This window comes from Vibrio sp. IB15, from assembly GCF_016406055.1.
GTDB classification, from domain to species: domain Bacteria; phylum Pseudomonadota; class Gammaproteobacteria; order Enterobacterales; family Vibrionaceae; genus Vibrio; species Vibrio chagasii.
On sequence record NZ_JAEFCE010000021.1, the window covers coordinates 42,364 to 65,815 of the forward strand.

Below are 23,452 nucleotides of genomic sequence, written 5' to 3' on the forward strand. Positions count from 1 at the left end.
ACAGTCCCTATCTCAGCTCACAAAAAAACCTAGGCTGACAAAGAAACAGAACAGGATTATCATAGAGCCAAATAAAATTCTTAGGAAAGATAAAATGGATTGGAAAAACACCTTTCAGCCGCACGCTCATACGCAAAATGATTCGCTTCCAGAACTGATGATGACACATGTGTCAGACTGGAGTGCAATTACCATGGTAGGCGACGACAAAAAATCGTACCTACAAGGTCAAGTAACGTGCGACGTCGTGACTCTTCCTAATGATGAATCCACATTAGGCGCCCACTGTGATGCAAAAGGAAAGGTATGGAGTATCTTCCGCCTATTCCACCACAACGGTGGTTATGCGCTTATGCAGCCTAAGTCTGCGATTGAAGTTGAGCTCGTAGAAATCAAAAAATACGCGGTCTTCTCTAAAGTTGATATTGAGCAAACCAGCGATGTGGTTATCGGTGTGATGGGCGCAGTTGCGGATCAATACATCGACTCAATTTCAGAGAGCCAAGGTAAAGTTCGTGCGATTTCAGGCGGTACAGCCGTTCAAGTTGCAGAAAACCGCTGGGCTCTGCTTGTAACAGAACAAGCTGCAGAAGCTTTGGTCACTAACAGTTCTGCGGAGAAAGTCTCAGAGGCGCTATGGCAGTATCATGAAATTATCGATGCTCAACCTCACCTAACCAAAGCAGAGCAAAATGAGCACATCCCTCAGGCACTTAACCTGCAAGCGATTGGTGGCATTAGCTTCACCAAGGGCTGTTACACGGGGCAAGAAACAGTAGCTCGCGCTAAATATCGTGGCATGAACAAACGTGAAATGCGCATTGTTTCTGGTCCGACTGCGGAAGTGCTAACACTAGAGAACCCTATTGAGCTAGAGCGTAGCGTGGGTGAAAACTGGCGTGGTGCAGGTCGACTGATCAACGTATATCAATTTGCTGACAACCAAGCGATTGGTCTAATGGTTCTGCCGAATAACCTGGATGACGATGTTCAACTGCGTTTGACAGCACAACCTGATCAAATCTGGAATATCCTGCCACTGCCTTACAGTCTTGACGACGAGTAATTACGTGGAAACAGTGATTACACAATGGCTCGATCAGCAGCAGGTAAACTATCGCCTGCTGCTGCAAAGCAAGCCAACCACCAGCATCGAAGAAACCGCACAAGAGCGAGGCATCGACCCCTCTCAAATGGTGAAATGCATTCTACTCAAAGACATGGGCAATCAATACGCCTTAGCCTGTACGGCTGGTGATCGCTCGGTCGACCCAAAGAAAGTGCGCTCAATTTTAAATTGCCGCCGAATGACTTGTGTTCCGCTAAGCGATGTAGAGTCCATCACTGGTTTTAAGATAGGTTGTGTTGGCCCTCTTGCATTAAAGAGGCACATGCCGATCATCTTTGATCCTTCGATTCAAAACAATTCGACGGTGACCATCAGCTCTGGGGATCGAATGGCAGGTATTGCTCTGGATCCCGATGATCTCATAGCCCTATGCGCGCCTATCATTACAGAGATCAGCCGATGATCAGATCAAAGCAGTAACTGATCGCAAAGTCACATTCCAGTTTTCACTAGATACATATTTATTGTGAAGTTCGTCATAAGATAAATAGATTAAAGTTAAATATTTAATCAAAATTAAAGCATAAGTAGTCACAAGTAAAAAACTGCGTTATTGTGGATTTACTGACTAGCCCCTAGGCAAATCAGTACAAGTGAATCCACTGAGTAACATCAGTATCCACTTTTGTGTAATGCATCTGTGACTATTCGCCCGTTTTAGACGGGCTTTTTTTTGTCTTAATTTTACAATTTGATTACACAAACAAAAAAATCCCGCCTATTCTTATACTTGTCACATTAACACTGCTTAATACCGAATAGGAAAGTTCACGGCAGTTCACTACTCAGTATTATTTTGGGGAGGAGCTCACGTAAAAATAGATATTTACTGTAGAAAGTGCTTAGAACAGCACAAATATCTAATTAACGTCAACGCTACTGCATATTACTCCATGCTTATCACAATTATTTTTCCGGAGTTTTTCTATAATGTGCAGGCTGGGTAAATATAAGGATAATTAAGAATGAGACTGTTTAAGCGCTATACACCGAGTATGATTGCTAAACATGTAAGTCGACTTTTCAAAGGACGAATCTACATTTACGGCGTAGGGAAATTTGAGTTTGATAACGGCAAGTTAGTCCTGCCAGATCGAGCAGAGCAACGCCACTTTCAAACAGTGAAAGAAATAAATAGTGAAATTATGAAGCTGCGCTGTGCTTACGCATAATCTGATTATCTAGAAGATTCCAAACAAAAAGGGTTGGCTTATTGCCAACCCTTTTTTCGTATTAATGACTCTACGAATCATAGGTACATTCAGACGTTATCGATGAATCACAGGGGGCTTCGCTAAGTCAGGAAGGTTACCCGCAAGTCCTAAAGCTCGCTTCATGATTTCATCTTTCGCACCAGGTAATTGACCTGCGAGCTTCATACCGATACCACGAATCAGCTTCTTCGCCGGATTATCGCCTTCAAATAGGTCTTTAAAGCCCTGCATCGATGCAATCATCTTCGCGGCTTCTGCTTTTCTCCAGCGCTCATAACCACGTAAGTTACGCTTGGTACCAATGTCTTCACCTGCTGCCCAAAGCTTTAATAGCTCTTGTGCTAGGCTGGCTGCATCTAACAAACCAAGGTTAACGCCCTGCCCTGCAAGCGGGTGAATGGTATGCGCTGCATCACCCACCAAAGCTACGCGTTCTACTGCGAAGTCACGCGCATATCGCATACGCAATGGGAAAGCAAAACGCTCACCAACCACTTCACATAAGCCAAGCTTTGCATCGAACTCAGCCGTTAGCTGTTTGTTAAACTCAACATCCGACATTGATACGAGCTTCTCGGCACGATTAGGCTCAGTAGACCAAACAATCGAGCTCATGTTGCTCGGTTGCATTGGTAAGAATGCCAACGGCCCCTGTGGCGTAAATATTTGACGAGCCACACTATGATGCGGTTCTACGGTTTTAACATTAGCAACAATTGCACTGTGTCCATAATCCCAATGCGTTAACGGAATATCTTGCTGCTTGCGAACCCAAGAGTTAGCTCCATCCGCACCCACAACGAGTTTAGCCGTTAGTGCTTGACCGTTATCTAAAGTCAGCCACGCTTCACTTTCACCAATTGCCATTGTTTTGCACGTCGCTGGCATGTAGAGACTGACGTTTTCTTGCTTTTTAACCTGTTCAAGCAACGCCAATTGAATCACACGATTCTCAACAATATGACCTAAATTAGGCTGCGCTAAACGCGTTGAGTCAAATTCAATACGAGCGAAGCTATCTTGTTCCCACACTTCCATCGCTTGATAAGGGGCTGCACGTCTTTGCTCAATTCCCTGCCACGCACCTAGATTACGCAAAATCACTTCACTAGAACGGCTCAATGCAGAAACACGTACGTCAGGCAGTTCATTAAGCCCTTCGCTTGGTGCCTTGCCTTCAATTACAGCCACTCTCAGATCACTGTCTTTCAAAGCCGCTGCAAGGGCTAAGCCAACCATGCCTCCACCAACAATTGCGATATCAACACTTTGCATCATTATTTATCTACCTTATCTTTCTACTAGGCCAAGCGTATGACGCAAAAGTGGACCTTTAAGTGGTGGAAGGTTATCCATAACAGCTAACCCAAGGTTTCGCCCGATACGAGCGGTTAAAAAATCATTTGAGAACAGGTGTACTAGGCTCGATGTCAGTGTAATCGTCGCCCCTCTGTCCTGTTCTCTACGTTTTCTAAAGTTAACAAGACCAGTGTATCGACCAACATCATCCAACTGAGTACACAACTCTTCGGCTAAAGAAGCCACATCACGAATACCAAGGTTAAAGCCCTGACCCGCGATCGGATGAAGAGTTTGAGCGGCATTGCCGACAATCGCAAATCGATGAGAGATATTTTGCTGACGATGACGAAGAATCAGAGGATAGCTCGCACGCTTACCCACCTTATCTAAACGGCCTAATCGCCAACCAAAATCATTCTGCAGCTGTTCAAGGAACTGGCTGTCGTTTAAAGCCATCACTTTATCAGCTTGTTCTGGCGGTAAGCACCACACTAGCGATAGACGGTTGTCCGTCATCGGTAATAAAGCAACTGGCCCATGATGGGTAAAACGCTCAAAGGCGCGACCTTGATGAGGCTCGCTCGCCACAATGTTGGCAATGACAGCCACTTGCTCAAAGTCATGCTCACTCAACGAAATATTCAGTTGTTGGCAGCAGGTAGAGATCGCTCCGTCAGCTGCAACCAACAACTTAGTAGTAATGGTTTGCCCGCTGTTAAGGTCAATGGTCATCAGTAAATCACTACGCTCAATTTTCGCTACTGAGTCAGGGCACAACATCGTGATGCTCGATTCAGACTCCAGCTTTTGCTGATAGATTCGACCGACATCCGCCAACTCGACCACATAACCAAGTGCATCAACCGCAAGATCTTCGCTGTAAATATCAGTCATCCCTGCATGCCCACGATCCGAGACATGAATATCTTTAATCGGGGTAGCGACAGGAGCGATCGATTGCCACAACTGCAACGAATCAAGGATCTGCACTGTGCCATAAGACAAAGCGATCGAACGAGAATCAAATCCAGGGTGAGCTTGATGATCAACCTGATAAGGCTCCACTACCGCAATCGACAGTGAACCTTGGCTTAGGTGATTCAAAGCTAGGGCTAAGGTTGCCCCTGCCATCGCACCACCAGCAATTACAACATCATACTGAGCCATCATAACCTCAAACCGAAAAACGATTAGTGAATGGTTGGCGCCGCATCTTCAGATGGGCGTGCACCGAACTCAGCATGAATGGTTAATGCACACGCTTTTACGTGCTCAATAACGTGCTCTAGAAGTTGTGCTTGTTCTTCTAGATCATCATCTTCATCAATGCCTAGCTTTGCCATCTCTTCAAGATCAGCCAGTGCTTCTTTAGTGCCTTCCGATGCTTTGTTTAACTGAGCGCCTACTAACCCTAAACCAGAAATAAAGTGGTTGATCCAGTCAGACACACCATCCGCCAAATCAAACAGGCTTGCACTTGCGTCTTCGTCAGGTAACAACATAGACAATTCCATGCCTGAGCCTGTGATCTCGTTAGTAGTTACCTTCAGGGTTGCTTCTGCTAAGGTTAACGCGCGGTCTGGCCAACCCATGCCTTCATTGGTGTAATCAAAGATCAGTGGCTGCCAGCTTTTATCTGCAAGGCTTAAGCCTCCGCTTAACATACCCGTTAATAAACCGTGCATCTCAGCAGGGGTTACGGCTAGACTTGCCGATTGAAGTTCAGTCGCAACCGTTAGGTAATCAGGTAAAGTAGTTTCGCTCATCAGATAGCTCGCTCAGTTATTCTTTATATCGATAGTATAATCGTACCACTTCACCCCAATTCTGGTAAGCATCGATCCCTAGCAATTGAAGAATGACTGACTACCAATTGTTCAATTTGCTGAATTACTGTGTGCTCAAGCTCTCATTTACAAACAGTCACTCTGAAAAGCTTGAATCTTAATAGCGGTTTACCTATAGTTTCTCCCTCAGAGGAGATTGCTTCCTCATCGGTACTTGCACTTTTTGTTTCAAGAAAATAACGAAGAGCAACAGCCTTAAAATAGCGCGTTAAAGAGTTCATCCATCATGAGTAATCAAGCGGTAGACGTTGAAATATTAGGAAAACTGACTCGAGTGAATTGTCCACCAGGGCAAGAAGAGTCATTGATTGCAGCGGCGGCCGATCTTGATAATCGATTGAAAGAGATGGCTGAACGTACTAAGGTAACCAATGAAGTGAAGCTGCTGACTATCGCAGCTCTGAACATTTGTTATGAATTACAAACCAAGAAGTTTGAAGCAAATGACGAACAAAACGCACTGACCGAGCGAATGGAACAGCTCACAACATCACTTTCAGATGTTCTCAGTAAGGTTAAGCACGGACAGCAATAGCGTACACAAAATTTACCCTGGAGTGTTTGTCAGAGGATTCACGTCCCCGAGCCGATAAGCAATCCCTAAGGGTTAGTACTTGAGTGCTATTGAGCATGCTCGGCCCGACCGAGAAGCCTACGGTAATCATTGCTGATCCGCCTTGAACTCGCTGGTTCAAGGGCCATCTATTCTCAACGGCACTTTGGGGTATCCCTTCTTATGAAGACGCTCACACGCAGCGAATTTCGCAAACAGATCCGCATTAAACGCAACTCCCTATCTAACGAACAGCAAGCTCAATCCGGTTTAGACTTAGTTAAGCAGTGCGCTCAACTCGATGACATTCAGTCTGCTCAACATATCGCACTTTATATCTCGATCGATGGTGAACTTGATACCCAACCTTTAATCGAGTGGTTATGGTCGCAAGGTAAGCAAACTTATTTACCAGTATTACACCCGTTCTCTGACGGACACCTGTTGTTTCTGCACTACTCTCCAATCACACCCACTGTTTTAAATAAGTACGGCATTGTAGAACCCCAGCTTAATCAAACGTTGGTGAAACCTTGTCAGCAACTCGACCTCATCCTGACGCCCCTTGTAGGGTTTGACTCTCATGGTCACCGCTTAGGTATGGGCGGCGGATATTACGATCGCACCCTAGCGAAGTGGTTTGCGACCGGCGAAGGTGCAACTCCAATTGGTTTGGCTCACGATTGCCAACATGTCGATACTCTACCGATTGAGAAATGGGACATTCCCTTACCTAAAATCGTGACTCCGAGTAAAACTTGGCAATGGGAAAGTAACCATTAAAGCGCTATAATCCCGCCGCAAACGTTAACCTTGATATACAAACGTTAACTTCAATACGCGAACGACTAATTCAAAGCGCAAGATCTTATTCAGGAGAATGGCATGACTCAAGATGAAATGAAAAAAGCAGCTGGTTGGGCAGCACTTAAATATGTTGAAGAAGGCAGCATTGTAGGTGTTGGTACTGGCTCTACAGTAAATCACTTCATCGACGCACTGGGCACAATGAAAGACAAAATCAAAGGTGCAGTTTCAAGCTCTGTTGCTTCAACGCAACGCCTAGAAGAGCTAGAGATCAAAGTGTATGAGTGTAATGATGTTGCTAAGCTAGACATCTATGTTGATGGCGCAGACGAGATCAACCCAACTCGCGACATGATCAAGGGCGGCGGTGCAGCTCTAACTCGTGAAAAAATCGTAGCGGCTATCTCTGATAAATTTGTATGTATTGTTGATGGCACGAAAGCTGTTGATGTACTGGGTAAATTCCCTCTACCGGTAGAAGTTATCCCAATGGCGCGTTCATACGTTGCGCGTGAGCTAGTTAAGCTTGGTGGTGACCCGGTTTACCGTGAAGGTTGTACAACGGATAACGGCAACGTGATCCTAGATGTTTACGGCATGGCTATTGAAAACCCGAAACAGCTAGAAGACATCATCAATGGTATTGCTGGTGTGGTAACGGTTGGCCTATTCGCACACCGTGGTGCAGATGTGGTTATCACAGGTACCCCTGAAGGTGCAAAAATCGAAGAATAAATAATAGAAGATTGAGTTTTTCTGTTACTTCATTACATACGGTGCCCAAGGGCGCCGTTTTTTTTGCTTTGCACCTGTAAAATTATGTCTTATTCCGTAATTTTCTTACCCAAAACATTTTTTTTTTGTTACTTTATTGTTCAGAAGACGCACAGGGAAAACGTTTGTCTCCTAACAAAGTGGTGAGTTTGTTCCCCTTTCAGCCATTTTGTAGCACGTGCGCCGCATTTGCCCAACCTTTCCATTTTAAGGACGAGAACAATGGCCAAAGTTTCACTGGAAAAAGAAAAAATAAAAATTCTACTTCTAGAAGGTCTTCACCCTTCTTCAGTAGAAGTACTTCAAGCCGCTGGTTACACAAATATTGAGTACCACAAAGGCTCACTACCTGAAGATGAACTACTTGAAGCAGTTAAAGATGCTCACTTCATCGGTATTCGTTCTCGCACAAACCTTTCCCAAGAAGTGATTGATGCTGCTGAAAAATTGGTTGCTATCGGTTGTTTCTGTATCGGTACTAACCAAGTAAACCTTGAAGCGGCTGCAAAGCGTGGCGTACCTGTCTTCAACGCACCATTCTCAAATACGCGAAGCGTTGCGGAACTGGTTCTTGGTCAGGTTCTACTACTACTGCGTGGCATCCCAGAAAAGAACGCTCTTGCGCACCGTGGCATCTGGAAAAAGAGTGCAGACAACTCTTACGAAGCTCGTGGTAAGCGTTTAGGTATTATCGGTTACGGTCACATTGGTACTCAGCTTGGTATTATTGCAGAAAACCTTGGTATGCGTGTTTACTTCTACGATATTGAAAACAAGCTGTCTTTAGGTAACGCAACGCAAGTTCACACCATGACAGAACTGTTGAACAAGTGTGATGTGATCTCTTTGCACGTTCCAGAAACTAACGAAACCAAGAACATGATGGGTAAAGAAGAGTTCGAGCGTATGAAGCCAGGCTCTATCTTTATCAATGCAGCGCGTGGCACTGTAGTCGATATCCCTGCTCTGTGTGGTGCACTAGATTCTGGTCACCTTGCTGGTGCAGCTATCGATGTATTCCCAACCGAACCAAAAACCAATGCTGACCCATTTGAGTCTCCATTGATGCAGTTCGATAACGTGATTCTTACACCTCACGTAGGTGGCTCTACTCAAGAAGCCCAAGAGAACATCGGTGTAGAAGTGGCAGGTAAACTGGCAAAATACTCTGATAACGGTTCAACGCTATCAAGTGTTAACTTCCCAGAGGTATCGCTACCATTGCATACGGGCACATCTCGCCTATTGCACATTCACCAGAACCGTCCAGGCATTCTGACTCAAATCAACACCATCTTCGCAGAAGAAGGCATCAACATCGCGGGTCAGTACCTACAGACAGCCGCTGATATGGGTTACGTAGTGATCGATGTTGAGGCAGACCGGTCTGAAGAAGCACTGCTGAAACTGAAAGAGATCGAAGGCACTATCCGTGCTCGTCTACTTCACTAATCATCGAATTCGGTATTAGAAAAACAAAAAGGCTCTCATTGTGAGAGCCTTTTTAGTATTTGGCCTATGATAGGCAATTAGATCATGATGATCTAATTACTCTTCAAGCTGATAGATCACATTCACACGATCACGAATAGTGATCGTTGAGTCTTCATAAGAGTTCGACTCCGTTCTCGCATCCATTGCCATAGAACGCATTAATACCGGCTGAGAAGACTGTGCGTTGTAATCCACACGCCAAACGTCACCAAGCTCACGCTCAAAACCCGTCGCTAATGATTTCGCTTTCGCTCTTGCGTCTTTGATGGCTTCTAAACGCGCTTTTTCTTGGTATTTCGCTTGGTCACGCACTTGCAATTGGATGTTATCGATCTGGTTAATCCCTTGAGCAATAGCAATATCCATATACTCATTGAGATTCGATAGCTCCTTCACTTCGACCGTCACATTACGTGAAGCTCGGTAACCGACCAACTCTGGCTTGCCGTCTTTCGGGTAGTGATATTGAGGTGCTAGGTACAGGTTAGAGCTGTGTACACTCGCCTCATCAACACCAGCTTGGTGCAGCTTGTTAAGAAAACCGGTTACCACTTTATCAACGGTGATTTTTGCTTGTTCTGCCGTCATCGTTGACTCTACAACTCTGACCGAAAACGTCGCCATATCGGGCGTCGCGATTACTTCGCCATAACCGGTGGTAGAAATATGCGGAAAAGATGGCGAGTTAGCCAATGCAGAAAAGCTCACAGCGCTCAACGCAGCAGTAAGGGCAAGAGAGGTTGCTAACATCTTTGGTACAAACTTCATGGGGGGAGACCTATGCTAAACAAATGTCTTTTCATCATAGAGTAATTTGTCGCTTATCCAATCCAGACGCAACACTTCTAACAGAACTTTGACGCTGAAAAAACCGCCAACTTACTGTGGTAGATGTTCGTGAGCAAAACTCAAGATCGCTTGCGAGATCTCTTTAAGTACCCCACTTTCAAGCTGCCAATGGTGCCAATAAATCCGATAAGACAATAAAAAACCGGGGGTAATATCAATCAACGAGCCCGATTCTAGCTCCTCGATGATCTGTAACCTCGGAATCAAACAGTAGGCAACGCCCGACAATGCCAAACGTACAAATGCTTCTGAGCTACCGACCGTGTGATTGATCACGCTGTCTCTAGGCACATTAAAATGATCATGCAAAAACTTCTTATGTAGGTCGTCATATTGATCATAAGACACTGCTGGGGCTTTTCTCAATGTGGTGTAATTAACCCCTTCAGAAAAATAACGTTGATGAAAGTCAGGGCTCGCCACACACACATAATCCATGCGACCAAGGTAGTCGGCACTACAGCCAGGAATCGCTTGAGACTCCAAACTAATAGCACCTGCCACTTCACCACTTTTGATTTTCTCTATGGTTCTCGATTCGCCATGAATAGCAAGATTCAATTCCACTTGGCGCGACTTCATCACATCCGACAAAGCAGGCAGTAACCAAGTGGCTAAGCTATCCGCGTTGGTCGCAATGGATATTGATAGAGGCTGATTCCCATCTTCATTCATCAGCTCGGGAACGAGTTCATGCTCCAACAAACGGACTCGACGATATAAGCCTAGTAACTTTTTACCAGCCGGGGTTGGTCTAGGTGGGTTTTCCCTTACCAAAGCAGGTTGAGCGAGCCACTTTTCTAGCTGTTTAATGCGCTGTGACACCGCAGATTGAGAGATATATAACTGCTCTGCCGCCCTTTCAAAACTGCGTTGTTTAACCACAGCATCCAGCGCTTCTATCCATTTATAATCCAAACCACGCATTGCTTTGCTTCCTTTTTAATCAGAATTTACACCACATTAGCAACTCTAATAATAGATTAAAATCATTAATTATACTTATCATAAGGAGCGGAGTATCTTCCCTTTATCACCAGCGTATGTCGTTAATTTAATGGGAGGTTAAAATGAGTTTTTGGGTTTTATTACAAGGTTTTGGTCTAGGGGCAAGCATGATTATCCCTATTGGCGCACAAAATGCGTACGTCCTGAATCAAGGGATAAAGCGCAATCACCATTTAACCACAGCAACGATTTGTAGCTTGCTCGACACCCTATTTATCTCGTTAGGCATCTTTGGTGGTGGCGCTATCTTGTCGCAAAATGAATTGCTACTCACCTCGGTCACGTTAGGCGGCATCGCTTTTCTAACCGTGTATGGTTTGTTATCACTACGCAGTGCCTTTAAAGCGCCCTCAAGCGAGGAGTCAAAAGGAGATATACTGGCTCGTGGTAAGCGCACCGTTATTTTGGGCGCATTGGCGGTTACTGTGTTAAACCCACATCTCTACTTAGATACGGTGGTGATTCTTGGGTCGATTGGCGGGCAGTTTGAAGGTAACGACAGAATTGCTTTTGCTATGGGAACCATCTTGGCTTCATTTGTTTGGTTTTACTCTTTGTCACTGGGCGCGGCAAAGCTAGGCCCAACGCTATCTAAACCGAATGTTAAGAAAGGCATTGATATCGCTGTAGCAACTATGATGTTCGCAATTGCTGCTGTGCTTACCAATGGACTGGTTGAGCAATACTGGTAAGCAATTAAAGAACAAAGACTGCCGACCAAGCCAAAGATGACATCAGTAACTCATTAATATAATGAGTTACGCTAGAATGACTCGAATTTTACTGTTAAATTCACTCAGCGCAGCTTCAAGGCTTGGTTCCGGTTGGCTCAAGTGATTTATCAAGGTCATGAAATAGCTATCCATAATCAATGGCATTTTTTCAGAAATAGATGCATCGACATTAACAGTCTGAAAGAGTGCCTGATCAAAGGTGCGGTAATAGTCTAGATCCCAAATGACCTCTTTGAGTAACGCTCGACTTAACTCAACATTATCAAAATAATAGCTGTAGTAGTGTCCAATTAGCGAGATACCGATATCCACAGCACGTTTATCTTGCTCAGCCGCTAACACCTCCTGACCAATCTTTTCCAACTGCGATAGCATTCCTTCTCGAAGAATAGTCAGCTTGGTTTCAAAATGACTAAACACCGTGCCATCTGCCACACCCGCGTGGCGAGCGATCTGTCGAGTTGTAGTGTTGTCATAACCATTTTCCCCAAACAACTCCCAAGCAGACGCTAAGATCTTCTGTTTCGTTATCTCTCTCTTACTCACGAAAATACATCCTTCTCTAATCAAGCTTGATCATACTCTTAGTGCTCTAACTTGACAAATTGAGCACGCTCAATTATAAAAATGAGCGCGCTCAATTTAACTTTGGAGATACGGACATGATGAATATATTAAACCGACTGGGACAAGTGCTGATTTTTCTGCCCACGATCTTTTGCTTCTCTTACCTACTTCGACCGCTACTGATGATGATTCTGATTCCTGGCGGTTTATGTTTATTGGCTATTTTGGGAGGACAAGAAGTAAGAAAGCCCTTATATGCGATGTTAAAAACATCGTTGTGGCCGACGTCGAGTAGAACACGAAATAGGGATATACAAAGAAAAGAAGCTAAGCAGTAACAACAACTAACGAGTAAAAGGAATGATATTGAAGACAACAAAAAAGGCGGATAACCTAAGTTATCCGCCTTTTATTCAATTTGTCGAAGCTTTATTAGCCCTCAACTTTGTTCATGTGAACATCCATTTGTGGGAATGGGATTTCGATACCTTCTTTATCCAAGCCTTCTTTGATTGCTTGCATTAAGTCGAAGTAAACATTCCAGTACTCAGCAGTGCTAACCCATGGGCGAACCACGAAGTTAACTGAAGAGTCTGCTAGCGTGTGTACACCAACTAAAACACCTGGTTCTTTAAGTATACGCTCATCAGCTTCACAGATCTTAGTCAAAAGCTCTTTGGTCTTTTGTAGATCTGCGCCGTAAGAGACACCAATCATTAGGTCGATACGACGCGTATCATGGCGAGAATAGTTAGTGATTGAGCCACCGATAACGCTGCCGTTTGGTACCACAACCATTTTATTATCAGGTGTTGTTAAAACCGTTTGGAAGATCTGAATTGAATCAACTGAGCCTGCCACACCGCCAATTTCCACATAGTCGCCAGACTTGAATGGACGGAATGCAACGATAAGCACACCTGCTGCAAAGTTCGATAGTGCACCTTGCAGTGCAAGACCAACCGCTAAACCAGCGGCACCTATTACCGCCACCACAGATGCAGTCTGAACGCCAAGACGACCAAGAGCTGCAATCAAAACAATAACAAACAACAAATAACGGACTAAGCCATGAATGAACTCAACAACCGCTCGGTCCATATTCTTCTTCTGAAGAACCTTAGCCACGCTGTTTGCTACAGCTTTTACGATTAGGTTACCAATAAACAGAATAACCAATGCAGATATAATGTTTACCCCGTACTGAATAAACAAATCTGAGTTATCCGTTAACCACTGTTCTGCATTTGAAAGACCATCTACAAGCGGGGTCTCAATCGTTGTAGAACTCTCAGCCATAATGTGCATCCTCTATGTTATACGCTATGAGCTAAACTGCCTTAAACCAAATTTTTCAGTCGAATAGGCTTTGCTAACTTTATTTGACCAAACCAGAAGGCTAACGAAAAATTTGCTAAGTCTGTTTTACGAAACAGAGTGTCTACACTCCGTTTTCCGGCACGATATCCTGTCTTTAAAAGATTGCAAAGTCATACTCATGTAAGCCTTTGAATAAAGGAAACTTACGCATAAATACAAATACCGTTAACTCAATCCTAGGAAACTTATTCACCACACGCTAGGTTTTTCACATAAATAATACAACTTTTTATCAGATATAAAAAAACCCGCTCAATCTGCGGGTTTTGGAACTAAAGAGTACTTAATTCAAAGAATTATAGTACGTCTACAGCGTTAAGGTCAGCAAATGCTTTCTCAAGACGAGTAACCATAGAAGCTTGACCAGCACGTAGCCATACGCGTGGATCGTAGTACTTCTTGTTTGGTGCATCTTCACCAGTTGGGTTGCCGATTTGACCTTGTAGGTAGTCACGGTTTTCCGCTTCGTATGCACGGATACCATCCCATGTCGCCCACTGAGTATCAGTATCGATGTTCATTTTGATAACACCGTAGCCAATAGACTCTTGGATTTCTGCTTCAGTAGAACCAGAACCACCGTGGAATACGAAGTTTAGAGCGTTAGGTGCGATACCAAACTTCTCTGCACAGTATGCTTGAGAGTCACGTAGGATAGTTGGAGTTAGAACAACGTTACCTGGCTTGTACACACCATGTACGTTACCGAAAGATGCTGCGATAGTGAAACGTGGGCTAACAGCGCTTAGTTTCTCGTATGCGTAAGCAACATCTTCTGGAGAAGTGTAAAGCTCAGATGCATCCATATCAGAGTTATCAACGCCGTCTTCTTCACCACCAGTACAACCAAGTTCGATCTCGATTGTCATGTTCATTTTAGCCATGCGCTCTAGGTACTTAGCACATGTTTCGATGTTCTCTTCTAGAGACTCTTCAGAAAGGTCTAGCATGTGAGAAGAGAATAGAGGCTTACCAGTTTGAGCGAAGAACTCTTCACCAGCGTCCAGTAGACCGTCGATCCATGGAAGTAGTTTCTTAGCAGCGTGGTCAGTGTGTAGAATAACTGGAACACCGTAAGCTTCAGCTACAGCGTGTACGTATTTAGCACCAGCTACAGCACCAAGGATTTGTGCACCTTGACCTTCAAGTTTAACGCCTTTACCTGCGAAGAATGCAGCGCCACCGTTAGAGAACTGAACAACTACTGGAGATTTAACTTTAGCAGCCGCTTCTAGTACTGCGTTTACAGAGTCAGTACCAACAACGTTTACAGCAGGAAGAGCAAATTTGTTTTCTTTTGCTACTTCAAATACTTTCTGTACGTCATCGCCAGAAATCACACCAGGTTTTACAAAATCGAAGATCTTAGACATGGAAATAGTCCTATTTATTCTATCGTTTTAAGATTAAAAAACTTAAGTTTAAAAACTTGCAATCGTTTGCTCACAACTTATGCCATTCTAGCAAAAAAGTGTGATATGCAGCAAACGTTAAAAGGCGAGATTCGCATCTCGCCTTTCTAAATCAATTATGCTTTAGCACGCTCTTCAAGCATTGCTACTGCAGGAAGTACTTTACCTTCAACGAACTCAAGGAAAGCGCCGCCGCCAGTAGAGATGTAAGAAACGTCAGCTTTGATACCGAACTTGTCGATAGCTGCTAGCGTGTCACCACCACCTGCTACAGAGAAACCTGCAGACTCAGCGATTGCTTTAGAAATACCAGCAGTACCCGCTTCGAAGTTCTTGAATTCGAATACGCCTACAGGGCCGTTCCAAAGGATAGTTTTTGCGTTGCCGATGATTTCAGCTAGAGCTGCAGTTGAATCAGGACCTAGGTCGAAGATCATGTCGTCGTCTGCAACTTCAGATACGTGTTTGATTTCAGCTTCTGCGTTCTCGTCGAATGCTTTAGCACATGCAACGTCAGTCGCTACTGGGATAGCACACTCTTTCATCAGCTTCTTAGCAGTGTCAACTAGGTCTGCTTCGTATAGAGACTTACCTACGTTGTGGCCTTCAGCAGCGATGAAGGTGTTTGCGATACCACCACCAACAACAAGTTGGTCTGCAACTTTAGATAGAGACTCAAGAACAGTCAGTTTAGTAGAAACTTTAGAACCACCAACGATAGCAACTAGTGGACGCTCTGGGTTGTCCATTGCTTTACCTAGTGCTTCAAGTTCAGCAGCAAGAAGAGGACCAGCACATGCTACAGGAGCGTGAGTACCAACACCGTGAGTAGATGCTTGTGCACGGTGAGCCGTACCGAATGCATCCATTACGAAGATGTCACATAGAGATGCGTATGCTTTAGATAGCTCTTCTTCGTTCTTCTTCTCGCCTTTGTTGAAGCGAACGTTTTCTAGAACAACAAGCTCACCAGCGTTTAGCTCTAGGCCGTTTAGGTAGTCTTTAGCCAGTTTAACTTCGCAATCTAGTGCGTCGTTTAGGTAGTTAACTACAGGAGCTAGAGAGAACTCTTCGTTGTATTCGCCTTCAGTAGGACGACCAAGGTGAGAAGTAACCATTACTTTTGCACCAGCTTCTAGGCAAAGCTTGATAGTTGGTAGAGATGCTAGGATACGTGCATCTGAAGTTACTTTACCGTCTTTTACTGGTACGTTTAGGTCAGCACGGATAAATACGCGTTTACCTGCAAGTTCCAGGTCAGTCATCTTGATCACAGACATGATTTGTCCTCTCAAATTTAAATAAAAATAAAGTTTTGGAAACTCAGCAACCCTGCTAAGCCTATAAATTATTCAACTGGTAATACTTTAGCTACTCATAATATGTGGACACTTCGCATTTATTTCAAGCTAAAAAATAAATAATCCGCACATTTGCTTCTAGGTCTTACTTCTTGCCTTCTGAAGCTTGCATTGCAAGAACCGTATCCAGCATTCGGTTCGCAAAGCCCCATTCATTATCACACCACACTAGCATTTTCACTAAGTGGCCATTGCTCACTCGAGTTTGTGAACCATCAACAATCGCGCTATGGGGATCATGATTAAAGTCAATGGATACGAGCGGCGCTTCAGTATAGTCAACGATGTTGTGTAATGTACACTGAGATGCGTTAACAATGGTTTGATTTACGTCATTAACTTTCACATTCGTATTAATTGTGACACTTAAATCCATCGCTGTTACGTTTACCGTCGGTACACGCACAGATATTGCTTCGAACTTGTTAGAAAATTTCGGGAAAATTCTTTCAATACCTTTATGCAGTTTGGTATCGACAGGAATAATGGATTGGCTTGCTGCACGAGTACGGCGAAGGTCGCTGTGGTAAGCATCAATAACTTGCTGATCATTCATTGAAGAGTGAATGGTCGTTATGGTGCCTGATTCGATGCCAAAGGCTTCATCAAGAACCTTAATGATAGGAACGATACAGTTGGTGGTACATGAACCGTTAGAAACGACTCTGTGGTCGGCTTCGATAGTATCGTGATTCACGCCGTAGATAATGGTGTTGTCTAGGTCATTAGCTCCCGGATGTGAGAACAGTACCTTTTTCGCGCCAGCCGCAATGTGTGCAAGGCCGTCTGCACGGCAGCCGTAAACACCAGTACAATCAAGAACGATGTCCACTTCGAGGTCACGCCAAGGCAGCAACTCGATATCAGCAAGATGTAAAATACGAATCGTATCGAACTCACCTTTATCTTCCACACCGATGCCATGATGGACATAGATGTGCTCTTGGTCGTTGGAGATCTTCTTACCGAAGCGACCGTGGCTGGTATCGTACTGTAATAGGTGAGCCATAGCGTCAGGCTGAGCAAGCTCATTGACAGCTACTACTTTGATTTGTTGGCTTTTGCCACTTTCGTAAACAGCGCGTAATACGTTACGCCCTATTCGTCCAAATCCGTTTATCGCGACTTTTAGCATAGTTCCGTACATCTAACCAAAATTTCGTGCAACAGATAATAACTGAATCCTACCCAAAAGGCATTAGTTGAGTTGTCTAACTAGACAAAAGCAATCTATTAGCATTGATTATCATTTTTGATTAATGTAGTTATTGAGGTGATGAGTCTTACCTAGTTCTACGGCTGTTTCTAACCCAGTTTTCTCAACCAAAGGAAAAGGTTATATCTGGATACCCAGCGACTCATTTTTGCAAGACATGCAATAAAGACACACCACATAGTGAAATTCTTGTTCGCCAGACAAGCAGTTATGATACCGACAAAAGTTTACTCGGTAGAATTAAGCTTTTTGCTAACTCAATTATCAATGGCGGCCACTACTACAACATGGATAGGTACGTGACATGTAAAGTATGTGGCACTAAAGAGCTGGACAATTGGGGTAATGAATTCGAATAGCCTAAAATTTGTATATTACTAAAAAAACCGAGCCTGATAGCTCGGTTTTTCTTTCATTGCTTGTTAACAAGTAATGATTAAGCAAGAAGCTCTTTTGCTGTGTTTACTACGTTTTCAGTAGTGAAACCGAACATCTTGAATAGCTCACCTGCAGGTGCAGATTCGCCAAACGTTGTCATACCGATGATCTTGCCACCAAAACCAACATACTTGTACCAGAAGTCAGCGATGCCAGCTTCTACAGCAATACGAGCTGTTACGTCAGATGGAAGTACAGATTCACGGTACTCAGCGTCTTGCTTGTCGAATGCGTCAGTTGCAGGCATAGATACTACACGTACCTTCTTACCTTCAGCTGTTAGTTCAGCTGCAGCGTTAACCGCTAGCTCAACTTCAGAACCTGTAGCGATAAGGATCAGCTCTGGCTTACCTTCACAATCTTTCAGGATGTAACCACCCTTCACGATGTTAGCTACTTGCTCTTCGCTACGCTCTTGCTGCGCAAGGTTTTGACGAGAGAAGATTAGAGACGTTGGACCGTCTTTACGTTCGATAGCCAGTTTCCAAGCGACTGCAGACTCAACTTGGTCACATGGACGCCATGTGCTCATGTTTGGAGTCAGACGTAGAGAAGCCATTTGCTCAACTGGTTGGTGAGTTGGGCCATCTTCGCCAAGACCAATAGAGTCATGCGTGTAAACTTGGATGTTCTGAACTTTCATCAGAGCAGCCATACGCATTGCGTTACGAGCGTATTCCATGAACATTAGGAATGTCGCGCCGTATGGTACGAAACCACCGTGCAGAGCGATACCGTTCATGATCGCCGTCATACCGAATTCACGTACACCGTAGTGGATGTAGTTACCAGAGAAGTCATTTGCTTCTAGAGACTTAGAGCCGGACCACATAGTTAGGTTCGAAGGCGCTAGGTCAGCAGAGCCGCCCATGAATTCTGGAAGCATTTGACCAAACGCTTCTAGAGCATTTTGAGATGCTTTACGTGAAGCAATGTTTGCAGGGTTAGCTTGAAGATCAGCAATGATTGCGTTTGCTTTCTCTTCCCACTGTGCTGGAAGTTCACCGTTAGTACGACGTTTGAATTCTGCTGCTAGCTCTGGGTAAGCCGCTGCGTATGCGTCAAACTTAGCATTCCACGCTGCTTCTTTCGCTGCGCCTGCTTCTTTCGCATTCCACTCAGCTGCGATATCAGCTGGGATTTCGAAAGGACCGTGTTCCCAACCCAATGCTGCTTTAGTTGCTGTGATTTCATCAGCGCCTAGTGGAGCACCGTGACAGTCGTGCGTACCTGCTTTGTTTGGAGAACCAAAACCGATGATAGTTTTAGTACAGATAAGCGTTGGACGAGGGTCTGCTTTAGCTGCTTCGATAGCTGCATTGATTGCTTCAGGATCGTGACCGTCTACTGCTGGAATTACGTGCCAGCCGTATGCTTCAAAACGCTTAGGAGTATCGTCAGAGAACCAACCTTCCACTTCACCATCGATAGAGATACCGTTGTCATCCCAGAAAGCAACCAGCTTACCAAGACCTAGCGTACCAGCTAGTGAACATGCTTCGTGAGAGATACCTTCCATCAGACAGCCATCACCCATGAATGCATAAGTGTAGTGGTCTACGATGTCGTGACCTTCTTTGTTGAACTGTGCAGCCAGTGCTTTCTCTGCCATTGCCATACCAACAGCGTTAGTGATGCCTTGACCTAGAGGACCCGTCGTTGTCTCGATACCAGGAGCGTAACCGTACTCTGGGTGACCAGGAGTCTTAGAGTGCAGTTGACGGAAGTTTTTCAGATCTTCAATTGAAAGCTCGTAGCCTGCAAGGTGAAGCAGAGAGTAAATCAACATTGAACCATGGCCGTTAGACAGGATAAAACGGTCGCGGTCAGCCCACTCTGGGTTTGCTGGGTTGTGGTTCAAGTGGCCACGCCAAAGAACTTCAGCGATGTCAGCCATACCCATAGGTGCGCCTGGGTGGCCTGAATTTGCTTGTTGAACACCGTCCATGCTAAGTGCGCGGATTGCATTGGCTAGATCTTTACGAGAAGGCATGTCTGCTCCTGGATACATAAGCGATTTAAAAAAGAGATAGTGCTAATGTTTTCATTTTAATTAGCGCGGGTATTCTCTCAAACGACTATTGCGACTGCAAACGTTTTACTGGCATTTTAACGGTCATTTTTCGCAATTTTCGAACATTTACATCACTTGTCAGCCGCTTATCTCAACCAACACGCAAACGTTTAGTTATGGCATATCATAAAAAAGAGCTTGTAATTCGACCGCTGGAATTTAGAATAGACGTCTAGATGTAGAAACACCTACAAAATATACTGTATTTAATGGCGGCGCTTCCTAGCTTGCGACGCCATGAACTATTTACACCAAAAACTAAAAGTGGAGCTCTCATGGCTAAGCACCTATTCACTTCTGAATCTGTTTCAGAAGGTCATCCAGATAAAATTGCAGACCAAATCTCTGATGCTGTTCTTGATGCCATCTTAGAACAAGATCCAAAAGCACGTGTTGCTTGTGAGACTTACGTAAAAACCGGCATGGTTATGGTTGGCGGTGAAGTAACAACTTCTGCATGGGTTGATATCGAAGAGATCACTCGTGAAACAGTTCGTGAAATTGGTTACGTTCACTCTGATATGGGCTTTGACGCTGACTCTTGTGCCGTTCTAAACACAATTGGTAAGCAGTCTCCAGACATCAACCAAGGTGTTGATAAAGCAGACCCGAAAGAGCAAGGCGCAGGCGACCAAGGCATCATGTTTGGTTACGCGACTAACGAAACTGAAATCCTAATGCCAGCTCCAATCACTTACTCTCACCTTCTTGTTAAGAAACAAGCTGAAGTACGTAAGAGCGGCAAGCTAGACTTCCTTCGCCCAGATGCGAAATCTCAGGTTACTTTCCAGTACGACCAAGGTAAGATCGTTGGTATCGATGCTGTTGTTCTTTCTACTCAACACTGTGATTCAGTAACAACACCTGACCTACGTGAAGCGGTAATGGAAGAGATCATCAAGCCAGTACTTCCTTCAGAGTGGATCAACAAAGACACTAACTTCTTCATCAACCCAACAGGCCGTTTCGTAATCGGTGGCCCAATGGGTGACTGTGGTCTAACTGGCCGTAAGATCATCGTTGATACCTACGGCGGCGCAGCTCGTCACGGTGGCGGTGCATTCTCTGGTAAAGATCCATCAAAGGTTGACCGTTCTGCAGCTTACGCAGCTCGTTACGTTGCGAAAAACATCGTTGCAGCTGGTATGGCTGACCGTTGTGAGATTCAACTGTCTTACGCTATTGGTGTTGCAGATCCAACATCAATCATGGTTGAAACGTTCGGTACTGAGAAAGTAGCGCACGAAATCATCATTGAAGCAGTTCGTCAAAACTTCGACCTACGTCCATACGGTCTTCAAGAGATGCTGAACCTTCTGCAGCCTATCTACAAGCAGACTGCAGCATACGGTCACTTCGGTCGTGAAGAGTTCCCTTGGGAAGCGACTGACAAAGCAGCAATCCTTGCGGACTTCGCTGGCCTAAAATAATTTAGCCACTGCGATTTGTTTCTTTAAAGCCCTTACTGCTAAGTAAGGGCTTTATTTTTATGTACTTACCGAACCTTCACTAGCTACTTCTTTCTCTAACGCCCTTCTTTACCGTTAACCACTAAGTATAAAAAGCCGCTGATAATTTGTGTTTTCTAACACTACTGACAATAGTTAAGGTAACTCCTAGGCGATCAAGCTCACATTTAACTTAAATTAATTCAGTCTGATAACGCTCGTTAAATGCACGCTAGAACAAAAACTGGGATGACAAAGAGCAATTTAGCTCAACACCATAACTCTCACACAAGCCACATCGATGAGCCTTATGGAATTATAACTAGGACGTTATTTAACTAGGGGGATCTATGCCTCGTACCGCGCACCCATCCGAACTGAACGATAAAAAACACAAGGTCAACGATAAGGATTACGCTCGCACCATTCCTTGCAACCAAATCAGTATTTCCGCACCCTTTCATTGGTTGTCGCTTGCTCTGCATGACTTAGTAAGAATGCCATTAATCAGCGCATTTTACGGTTTATGCTTTATGGGAGCGGCAATTGCCATTGTTCAACTTGTCCAATGGCAAGGAACACACTTGGTGGTGATGCCAAGCTTGATTGTGTACATGCTGATAGGACCTTTTCTCGCTCTGGGCTTGTATGACGCAGCCTGGGAAAGAGAAAAAGGGCACAACGCCAGCCTATTCCATTCAATGAAAGCCATTACTCGCAACTCGACTCACCAGTGGGCCTTTGCGATTGTATTAATGGTCGCGATGATATTCTGGATGCGTATCGCCGCTCTATTGCACGCTTTGTATCCATCAGTACAAGGCGCGCCATTAGCAGAGTTTGCGCCCTTCTTGATCACGGGTTCTGTTATTGGATTTGTAATCGCCAGCCTAATCTTCAGCATCTCGGCATTTTCTATTCCATTGATGATGGAGAGACGCGTGGATGTGATGAGCGCAATCTTCACCAGCTTCAATGCCGTGAAATCCAACATCCCAGCAATGGTGGTATGGGCAAGTATTATTTGTGCCGGTATTCTGGTGGGCTTTGCAACCTACGGCATTGGTATGATCGTCACCATGCCGCTACTTGGTTATGGTACATGGCATGCCTACCACGAAATCATCAAGAAGAATCACCACCTATAAATTATCGCCAGAATAACGAGCAATGTTATGATGAGGCCTTAGCTTAAACGCTGAGGCCTTTTTTTGGAGTTAACAACGTTTGTCTTACACCCCGCAACAACATCGAGCAAATAAGAAATTGGCCGAGTGCCTAGCTATCGCTAATCAACATTTCTCTCGTGAATTCCCATGCCCGACCATTACTTACAAGTTAAGAGGTAAAGCGGCAGGAAAGGCCTACCTTCAGCTCAATGAAATTAAGCTCAACCATGTACTCTTCGCCGAGAATGAGGATGCCTTCATTAACGAGGTGGTGCCTCATGAACTGGCACATCTGATCACACATCAGGTCTTTGGACGAGTGAGACCTCACGGGAATGAATGGAAATACGTGATGGAAAAGGTATTCAACGTGCCAGCCAAAACGACCCATAGCTTTGAGATATCCTCAGTGCAAGGAAAAACCTTTGAGTATCGCTGTGCCTGCACGGTTTATCCACTTTCTATCAGACGTCACAACAAGGTGTTACGTAACCAGTCAAGCTACCGCTGCCAGCAGTGTAATCAAACCTTGGCCTTTACAGGCACGCAACTCAGCTAACTCCCCGACTCGGCGCCAGCTTTATTTTATCGCGCCCCTCGCCAATTTAGAAAACTGCACTCAATGGAATTCATGATAGAAATGTAATGGAGAAATCCATCCTTTGAGTGCTAGACT

Annotated in this window: 23 protein-coding genes and 1 other RNA gene; 13 read left to right on the forward strand and 11 right to left on the reverse strand. The window is 44.6% G+C overall.

Translation table 11 applies throughout. The features are described from left to right. The first annotated feature begins 94 nt into the window (after positions 1-94). From ygfZ to JC606_RS10145, 3 genes are all read left to right on the forward strand, one after another. Positions 95-1,066 (forward strand): tRNA-modifying protein YgfZ, encoded by a 972-nt coding sequence (gene ygfZ, locus JC606_RS10135; RefSeq protein WP_198778526.1) that lies wholly within the window; start codon positions 95-97, stop codon positions 1,064-1,066. A gap of 4 nt (positions 1,067-1,070) precedes the next feature. Beyond that, on the forward strand, positions 1,071-1,532 hold the full coding sequence (locus tag JC606_RS10140; RefSeq protein WP_198778527.1) for an aminoacyl-tRNA deacylase: 462 nt from the start codon (positions 1,071-1,073) through the stop codon (positions 1,530-1,532). 562 nt (positions 1,533-2,094) lie between these two features. Then, positions 2,095-2,301, forward strand: a complete 207-nt coding sequence (locus tag JC606_RS10145) for a DUF1107 domain-containing protein (RefSeq protein ID WP_008223967.1) — start codon at positions 2,095-2,097, stop codon at positions 2,299-2,301. Positions 2,302-2,397: 96 nt separating this feature from the next. Here JC606_RS10145 and JC606_RS10150 read toward each other — a convergent pair whose 3' ends face one another. From JC606_RS10150 to JC606_RS10160, 3 genes are read right to left on the reverse strand one after another with little or no spacing between them, the layout of a single operon-like run. Beyond that, positions 2,398-3,621: an FAD-dependent 2-octaprenylphenol hydroxylase gene (locus JC606_RS10150; RefSeq protein WP_198778528.1), complete on the reverse strand. Its 1,224-nt coding sequence runs from the start codon at positions 3,619-3,621 to the stop codon at positions 2,398-2,400. A 12-nt stretch (positions 3,622-3,633) separates the two neighbouring features. Next, positions 3,634-4,812: a 2-octaprenyl-6-methoxyphenyl hydroxylase gene (gene ubiH / locus JC606_RS10155; RefSeq protein ID WP_198778540.1), complete on the reverse strand. Its 1,179-nt coding sequence runs from the start codon at positions 4,810-4,812 to the stop codon at positions 3,634-3,636. Between the two features lie 23 nt (positions 4,813-4,835). Further along, the gene (locus JC606_RS10160; protein WP_061032430.1) at positions 4,836-5,411 is read right to left on the reverse strand and encodes a YecA/YgfB family protein; all 576 of its coding nucleotides are present in this window, start codon (positions 5,409-5,411) and stop codon (positions 4,836-4,838) included. A gap of 307 nt (positions 5,412-5,718) precedes the next feature. Here JC606_RS10160 and zapA point away from each other — a divergent pair, with 307 nt between their 5' ends. The 5 genes from zapA (at position 5,719) to serA (ending at position 9,078) form a co-directional block, all read left to right on the forward strand. After that, positions 5,719-6,027, forward strand: coding sequence for a cell division protein ZapA (zapA, locus tag JC606_RS10165; protein ID WP_004735366.1), 309 nt, complete (start codon positions 5,719-5,721; stop codon positions 6,025-6,027). A gap of 11 nt (positions 6,028-6,038) precedes the next feature. Beyond that, a non-coding RNA gene (gene ssrS / locus JC606_RS10170) (6S RNA) lies at positions 6,039-6,222 on the forward strand. 6 nt (positions 6,223-6,228) lie between these two features. Next, positions 6,229-6,828: a 5-formyltetrahydrofolate cyclo-ligase gene (locus tag JC606_RS10175; RefSeq protein WP_198778529.1), complete on the forward strand. Its 600-nt coding sequence runs from the start codon at positions 6,229-6,231 to the stop codon at positions 6,826-6,828. Between the two features lie 102 nt (positions 6,829-6,930). Further along, positions 6,931-7,587 carry a ribose-5-phosphate isomerase RpiA gene (gene rpiA / locus JC606_RS10180; protein WP_004739007.1) on the forward strand — a complete coding sequence of 219 codons (657 nt, stop codon included), beginning with the start codon at positions 6,931-6,933 and terminating at the stop codon, positions 7,585-7,587. Between the two features lie 261 nt (positions 7,588-7,848). Then, positions 7,849-9,078 carry a phosphoglycerate dehydrogenase gene (gene serA, locus JC606_RS10185; RefSeq protein WP_198778530.1) on the forward strand — a complete coding sequence of 410 codons (1,230 nt, stop codon included), beginning with the start codon at positions 7,849-7,851 and terminating at the stop codon, positions 9,076-9,078. 96 nt (positions 9,079-9,174) lie between these two features. Here serA and JC606_RS10190 read toward each other — a convergent pair whose 3' ends face one another. Next, a complete protein-coding gene (locus tag JC606_RS10190; RefSeq protein WP_198778531.1) occupies positions 9,175-9,888 on the reverse strand; it encodes an oxidative stress defense protein in 714 nt (237 codons plus the stop codon). A 111-nt stretch (positions 9,889-9,999) separates the two neighbouring features. Continuing rightward, positions 10,000-10,896, reverse strand: coding sequence for a LysR family transcriptional regulator ArgP (locus JC606_RS10195; RefSeq protein ID WP_116871631.1), 897 nt, complete (start codon positions 10,894-10,896; stop codon positions 10,000-10,002). 143 nt (positions 10,897-11,039) lie between these two features. Between JC606_RS10195 and JC606_RS10200 the strand changes: the two genes are divergently transcribed. Further along, positions 11,040-11,669: a LysE/ArgO family amino acid transporter gene (locus JC606_RS10200; RefSeq protein ID WP_198778532.1), complete on the forward strand. Its 630-nt coding sequence runs from the start codon at positions 11,040-11,042 to the stop codon at positions 11,667-11,669. 66 nt (positions 11,670-11,735) lie between these two features. On the opposite strand, the gene JC606_RS10205 is transcribed toward JC606_RS10200, so the two are convergent. From JC606_RS10205 to epd, 5 genes are all read right to left on the reverse strand, one after another. Further along, the gene (locus JC606_RS10205) at positions 11,736-12,257 is read right to left on the reverse strand and encodes a TetR/AcrR family transcriptional regulator (RefSeq protein WP_198778533.1); all 522 of its coding nucleotides are present in this window, start codon (positions 12,255-12,257) and stop codon (positions 11,736-11,738) included. A 453-nt stretch (positions 12,258-12,710) separates the two neighbouring features. Continuing rightward, positions 12,711-13,577 carry a small-conductance mechanosensitive channel MscS gene (mscS, locus tag JC606_RS10210; protein WP_198778534.1) on the reverse strand — a complete coding sequence of 289 codons (867 nt, stop codon included), beginning with the start codon at positions 13,575-13,577 and terminating at the stop codon, positions 12,711-12,713. A 377-nt stretch (positions 13,578-13,954) separates the two neighbouring features. Continuing rightward, complete coding sequence (fbaA, locus tag JC606_RS10215; protein ID WP_032549831.1) at positions 13,955-15,031, reverse strand: class II fructose-bisphosphate aldolase; 1,077 nt, start codon at positions 15,029-15,031, stop codon at positions 13,955-13,957. Positions 15,032-15,186: 155 nt separating this feature from the next. Beyond that, positions 15,187-16,350, reverse strand: coding sequence for a phosphoglycerate kinase (locus JC606_RS10220; protein WP_061032422.1), 1,164 nt, complete (start codon positions 16,348-16,350; stop codon positions 15,187-15,189). Between the two features lie 166 nt (positions 16,351-16,516). After that, on the reverse strand, positions 16,517-17,566 hold the full coding sequence (gene epd, locus JC606_RS10225; protein ID WP_102424756.1) for an erythrose-4-phosphate dehydrogenase: 1,050 nt from the start codon (positions 17,564-17,566) through the stop codon (positions 16,517-16,519). Between the two features lie 203 nt (positions 17,567-17,769). Here epd and JC606_RS10230 point away from each other — a divergent pair, with 203 nt between their 5' ends. Further along, a complete protein-coding gene (locus JC606_RS10230; RefSeq protein WP_004738990.1) occupies positions 17,770-18,006 on the forward strand; it encodes a hypothetical protein in 237 nt (78 codons plus the stop codon). Positions 18,007-18,083: 77 nt separating this feature from the next. On the opposite strand, the gene tkt is transcribed toward JC606_RS10230, so the two are convergent. Then, entirely contained in the window at positions 18,084-20,078 is a 1,995-nt protein-coding gene (gene tkt / locus JC606_RS10235) for a transketolase (RefSeq protein ID WP_102424754.1), read from the reverse strand. A 356-nt stretch (positions 20,079-20,434) separates the two neighbouring features. Between tkt and metK the strand changes: the two genes are divergently transcribed. The 3 genes from metK to JC606_RS10250 all read left to right on the forward strand — a co-directional run bounded on the left by metK (position 20,435) and on the right by JC606_RS10250 (position 23,335). Continuing rightward, the gene (gene metK, locus JC606_RS10240; protein WP_004738986.1) at positions 20,435-21,589 is read left to right on the forward strand and encodes a methionine adenosyltransferase; all 1,155 of its coding nucleotides are present in this window, start codon (positions 20,435-20,437) and stop codon (positions 21,587-21,589) included. A 368-nt stretch (positions 21,590-21,957) separates the two neighbouring features. After that, a complete protein-coding gene (locus tag JC606_RS10245; RefSeq protein ID WP_198778535.1) occupies positions 21,958-22,755 on the forward strand; it encodes a DUF2189 domain-containing protein in 798 nt (265 codons plus the stop codon). 79 nt (positions 22,756-22,834) lie between these two features. Beyond that, on the forward strand, positions 22,835-23,335 hold the full coding sequence (locus JC606_RS10250; RefSeq protein WP_102424753.1) for a SprT family zinc-dependent metalloprotease: 501 nt from the start codon (positions 22,835-22,837) through the stop codon (positions 23,333-23,335). Positions 23,336-23,452: the final 117 nt, after the last annotated feature.

What these genes read in the sequence shown, in the direction of transcription:
- ygfZ (WP_198778526.1), top strand. Translation starts at nt 95, where the DNA reads ATGGATTGGAAAAACACCTTTCAGCCGCACGCTCATACGCAAAATGAT.
- JC606_RS10145 (WP_008223967.1), top strand. Translation starts at nt 2,095, where the DNA reads ATGAGACTGTTTAAGCGCTATACACCGAGTATGATTGCTAAACATGTA.
- JC606_RS10150 (WP_198778528.1), bottom strand. Translation starts at nt 3,621, where the DNA reads ATGATGCAAAGTGTTGATATCGCAATTGTTGGTGGAGGCATGGTTGGC.
- ubiH (WP_198778540.1), bottom strand. Translation starts at nt 4,812, where the DNA reads ATGGCTCAGTATGATGTTGTAATTGCTGGTGGTGCGATGGCAGGGGCA.
- JC606_RS10160 (WP_061032430.1), bottom strand. Translation starts at nt 5,411, where the DNA reads ATGAGCGAAACTACTTTACCTGATTACCTAACGGTTGCGACTGAACTT.
- zapA (WP_004735366.1), top strand. Translation starts at nt 5,719, where the DNA reads ATGAGTAATCAAGCGGTAGACGTTGAAATATTAGGAAAACTGACTCGA.
- JC606_RS10175 (WP_198778529.1), top strand. Translation starts at nt 6,229, where the DNA reads ATGAAGACGCTCACACGCAGCGAATTTCGCAAACAGATCCGCATTAAA.
- rpiA (WP_004739007.1), top strand. Translation starts at nt 6,931, where the DNA reads ATGACTCAAGATGAAATGAAAAAAGCAGCTGGTTGGGCAGCACTTAAA.
- serA (WP_198778530.1), top strand. Translation starts at nt 7,849, where the DNA reads ATGGCCAAAGTTTCACTGGAAAAAGAAAAAATAAAAATTCTACTTCTA.
- JC606_RS10190 (WP_198778531.1), bottom strand. Translation starts at nt 9,888, where the DNA reads ATGAAGTTTGTACCAAAGATGTTAGCAACCTCTCTTGCCCTTACTGCT.
- JC606_RS10195 (WP_116871631.1), bottom strand. Translation starts at nt 10,896, where the DNA reads ATGCGTGGTTTGGATTATAAATGGATAGAAGCGCTGGATGCTGTGGTT.
- JC606_RS10200 (WP_198778532.1), top strand. Translation starts at nt 11,040, where the DNA reads ATGAGTTTTTGGGTTTTATTACAAGGTTTTGGTCTAGGGGCAAGCATG.
- mscS (WP_198778534.1), bottom strand. Translation starts at nt 13,577, where the DNA reads ATGGCTGAGAGTTCTACAACGATTGAGACCCCGCTTGTAGATGGTCTT.
- fbaA (WP_032549831.1), bottom strand. Translation starts at nt 15,031, where the DNA reads ATGTCTAAGATCTTCGATTTTGTAAAACCTGGTGTGATTTCTGGCGAT.
- JC606_RS10220 (WP_061032422.1), bottom strand. Translation starts at nt 16,350, where the DNA reads ATGTCTGTGATCAAGATGACTGACCTGGAACTTGCAGGTAAACGCGTA.
- epd (WP_102424756.1), bottom strand. Translation starts at nt 17,566, where the DNA reads ATGCTAAAAGTCGCGATAAACGGATTTGGACGAATAGGGCGTAACGTA.
- tkt (WP_102424754.1), bottom strand. Translation starts at nt 20,078, where the DNA reads ATGCCTTCTCGTAAAGATCTAGCCAATGCAATCCGCGCACTTAGCATG.
- metK (WP_004738986.1), top strand. Translation starts at nt 20,435, where the DNA reads ATGGCTAAGCACCTATTCACTTCTGAATCTGTTTCAGAAGGTCATCCA.
- JC606_RS10245 (WP_198778535.1), top strand. Translation starts at nt 21,958, where the DNA reads ATGCCTCGTACCGCGCACCCATCCGAACTGAACGATAAAAAACACAAG.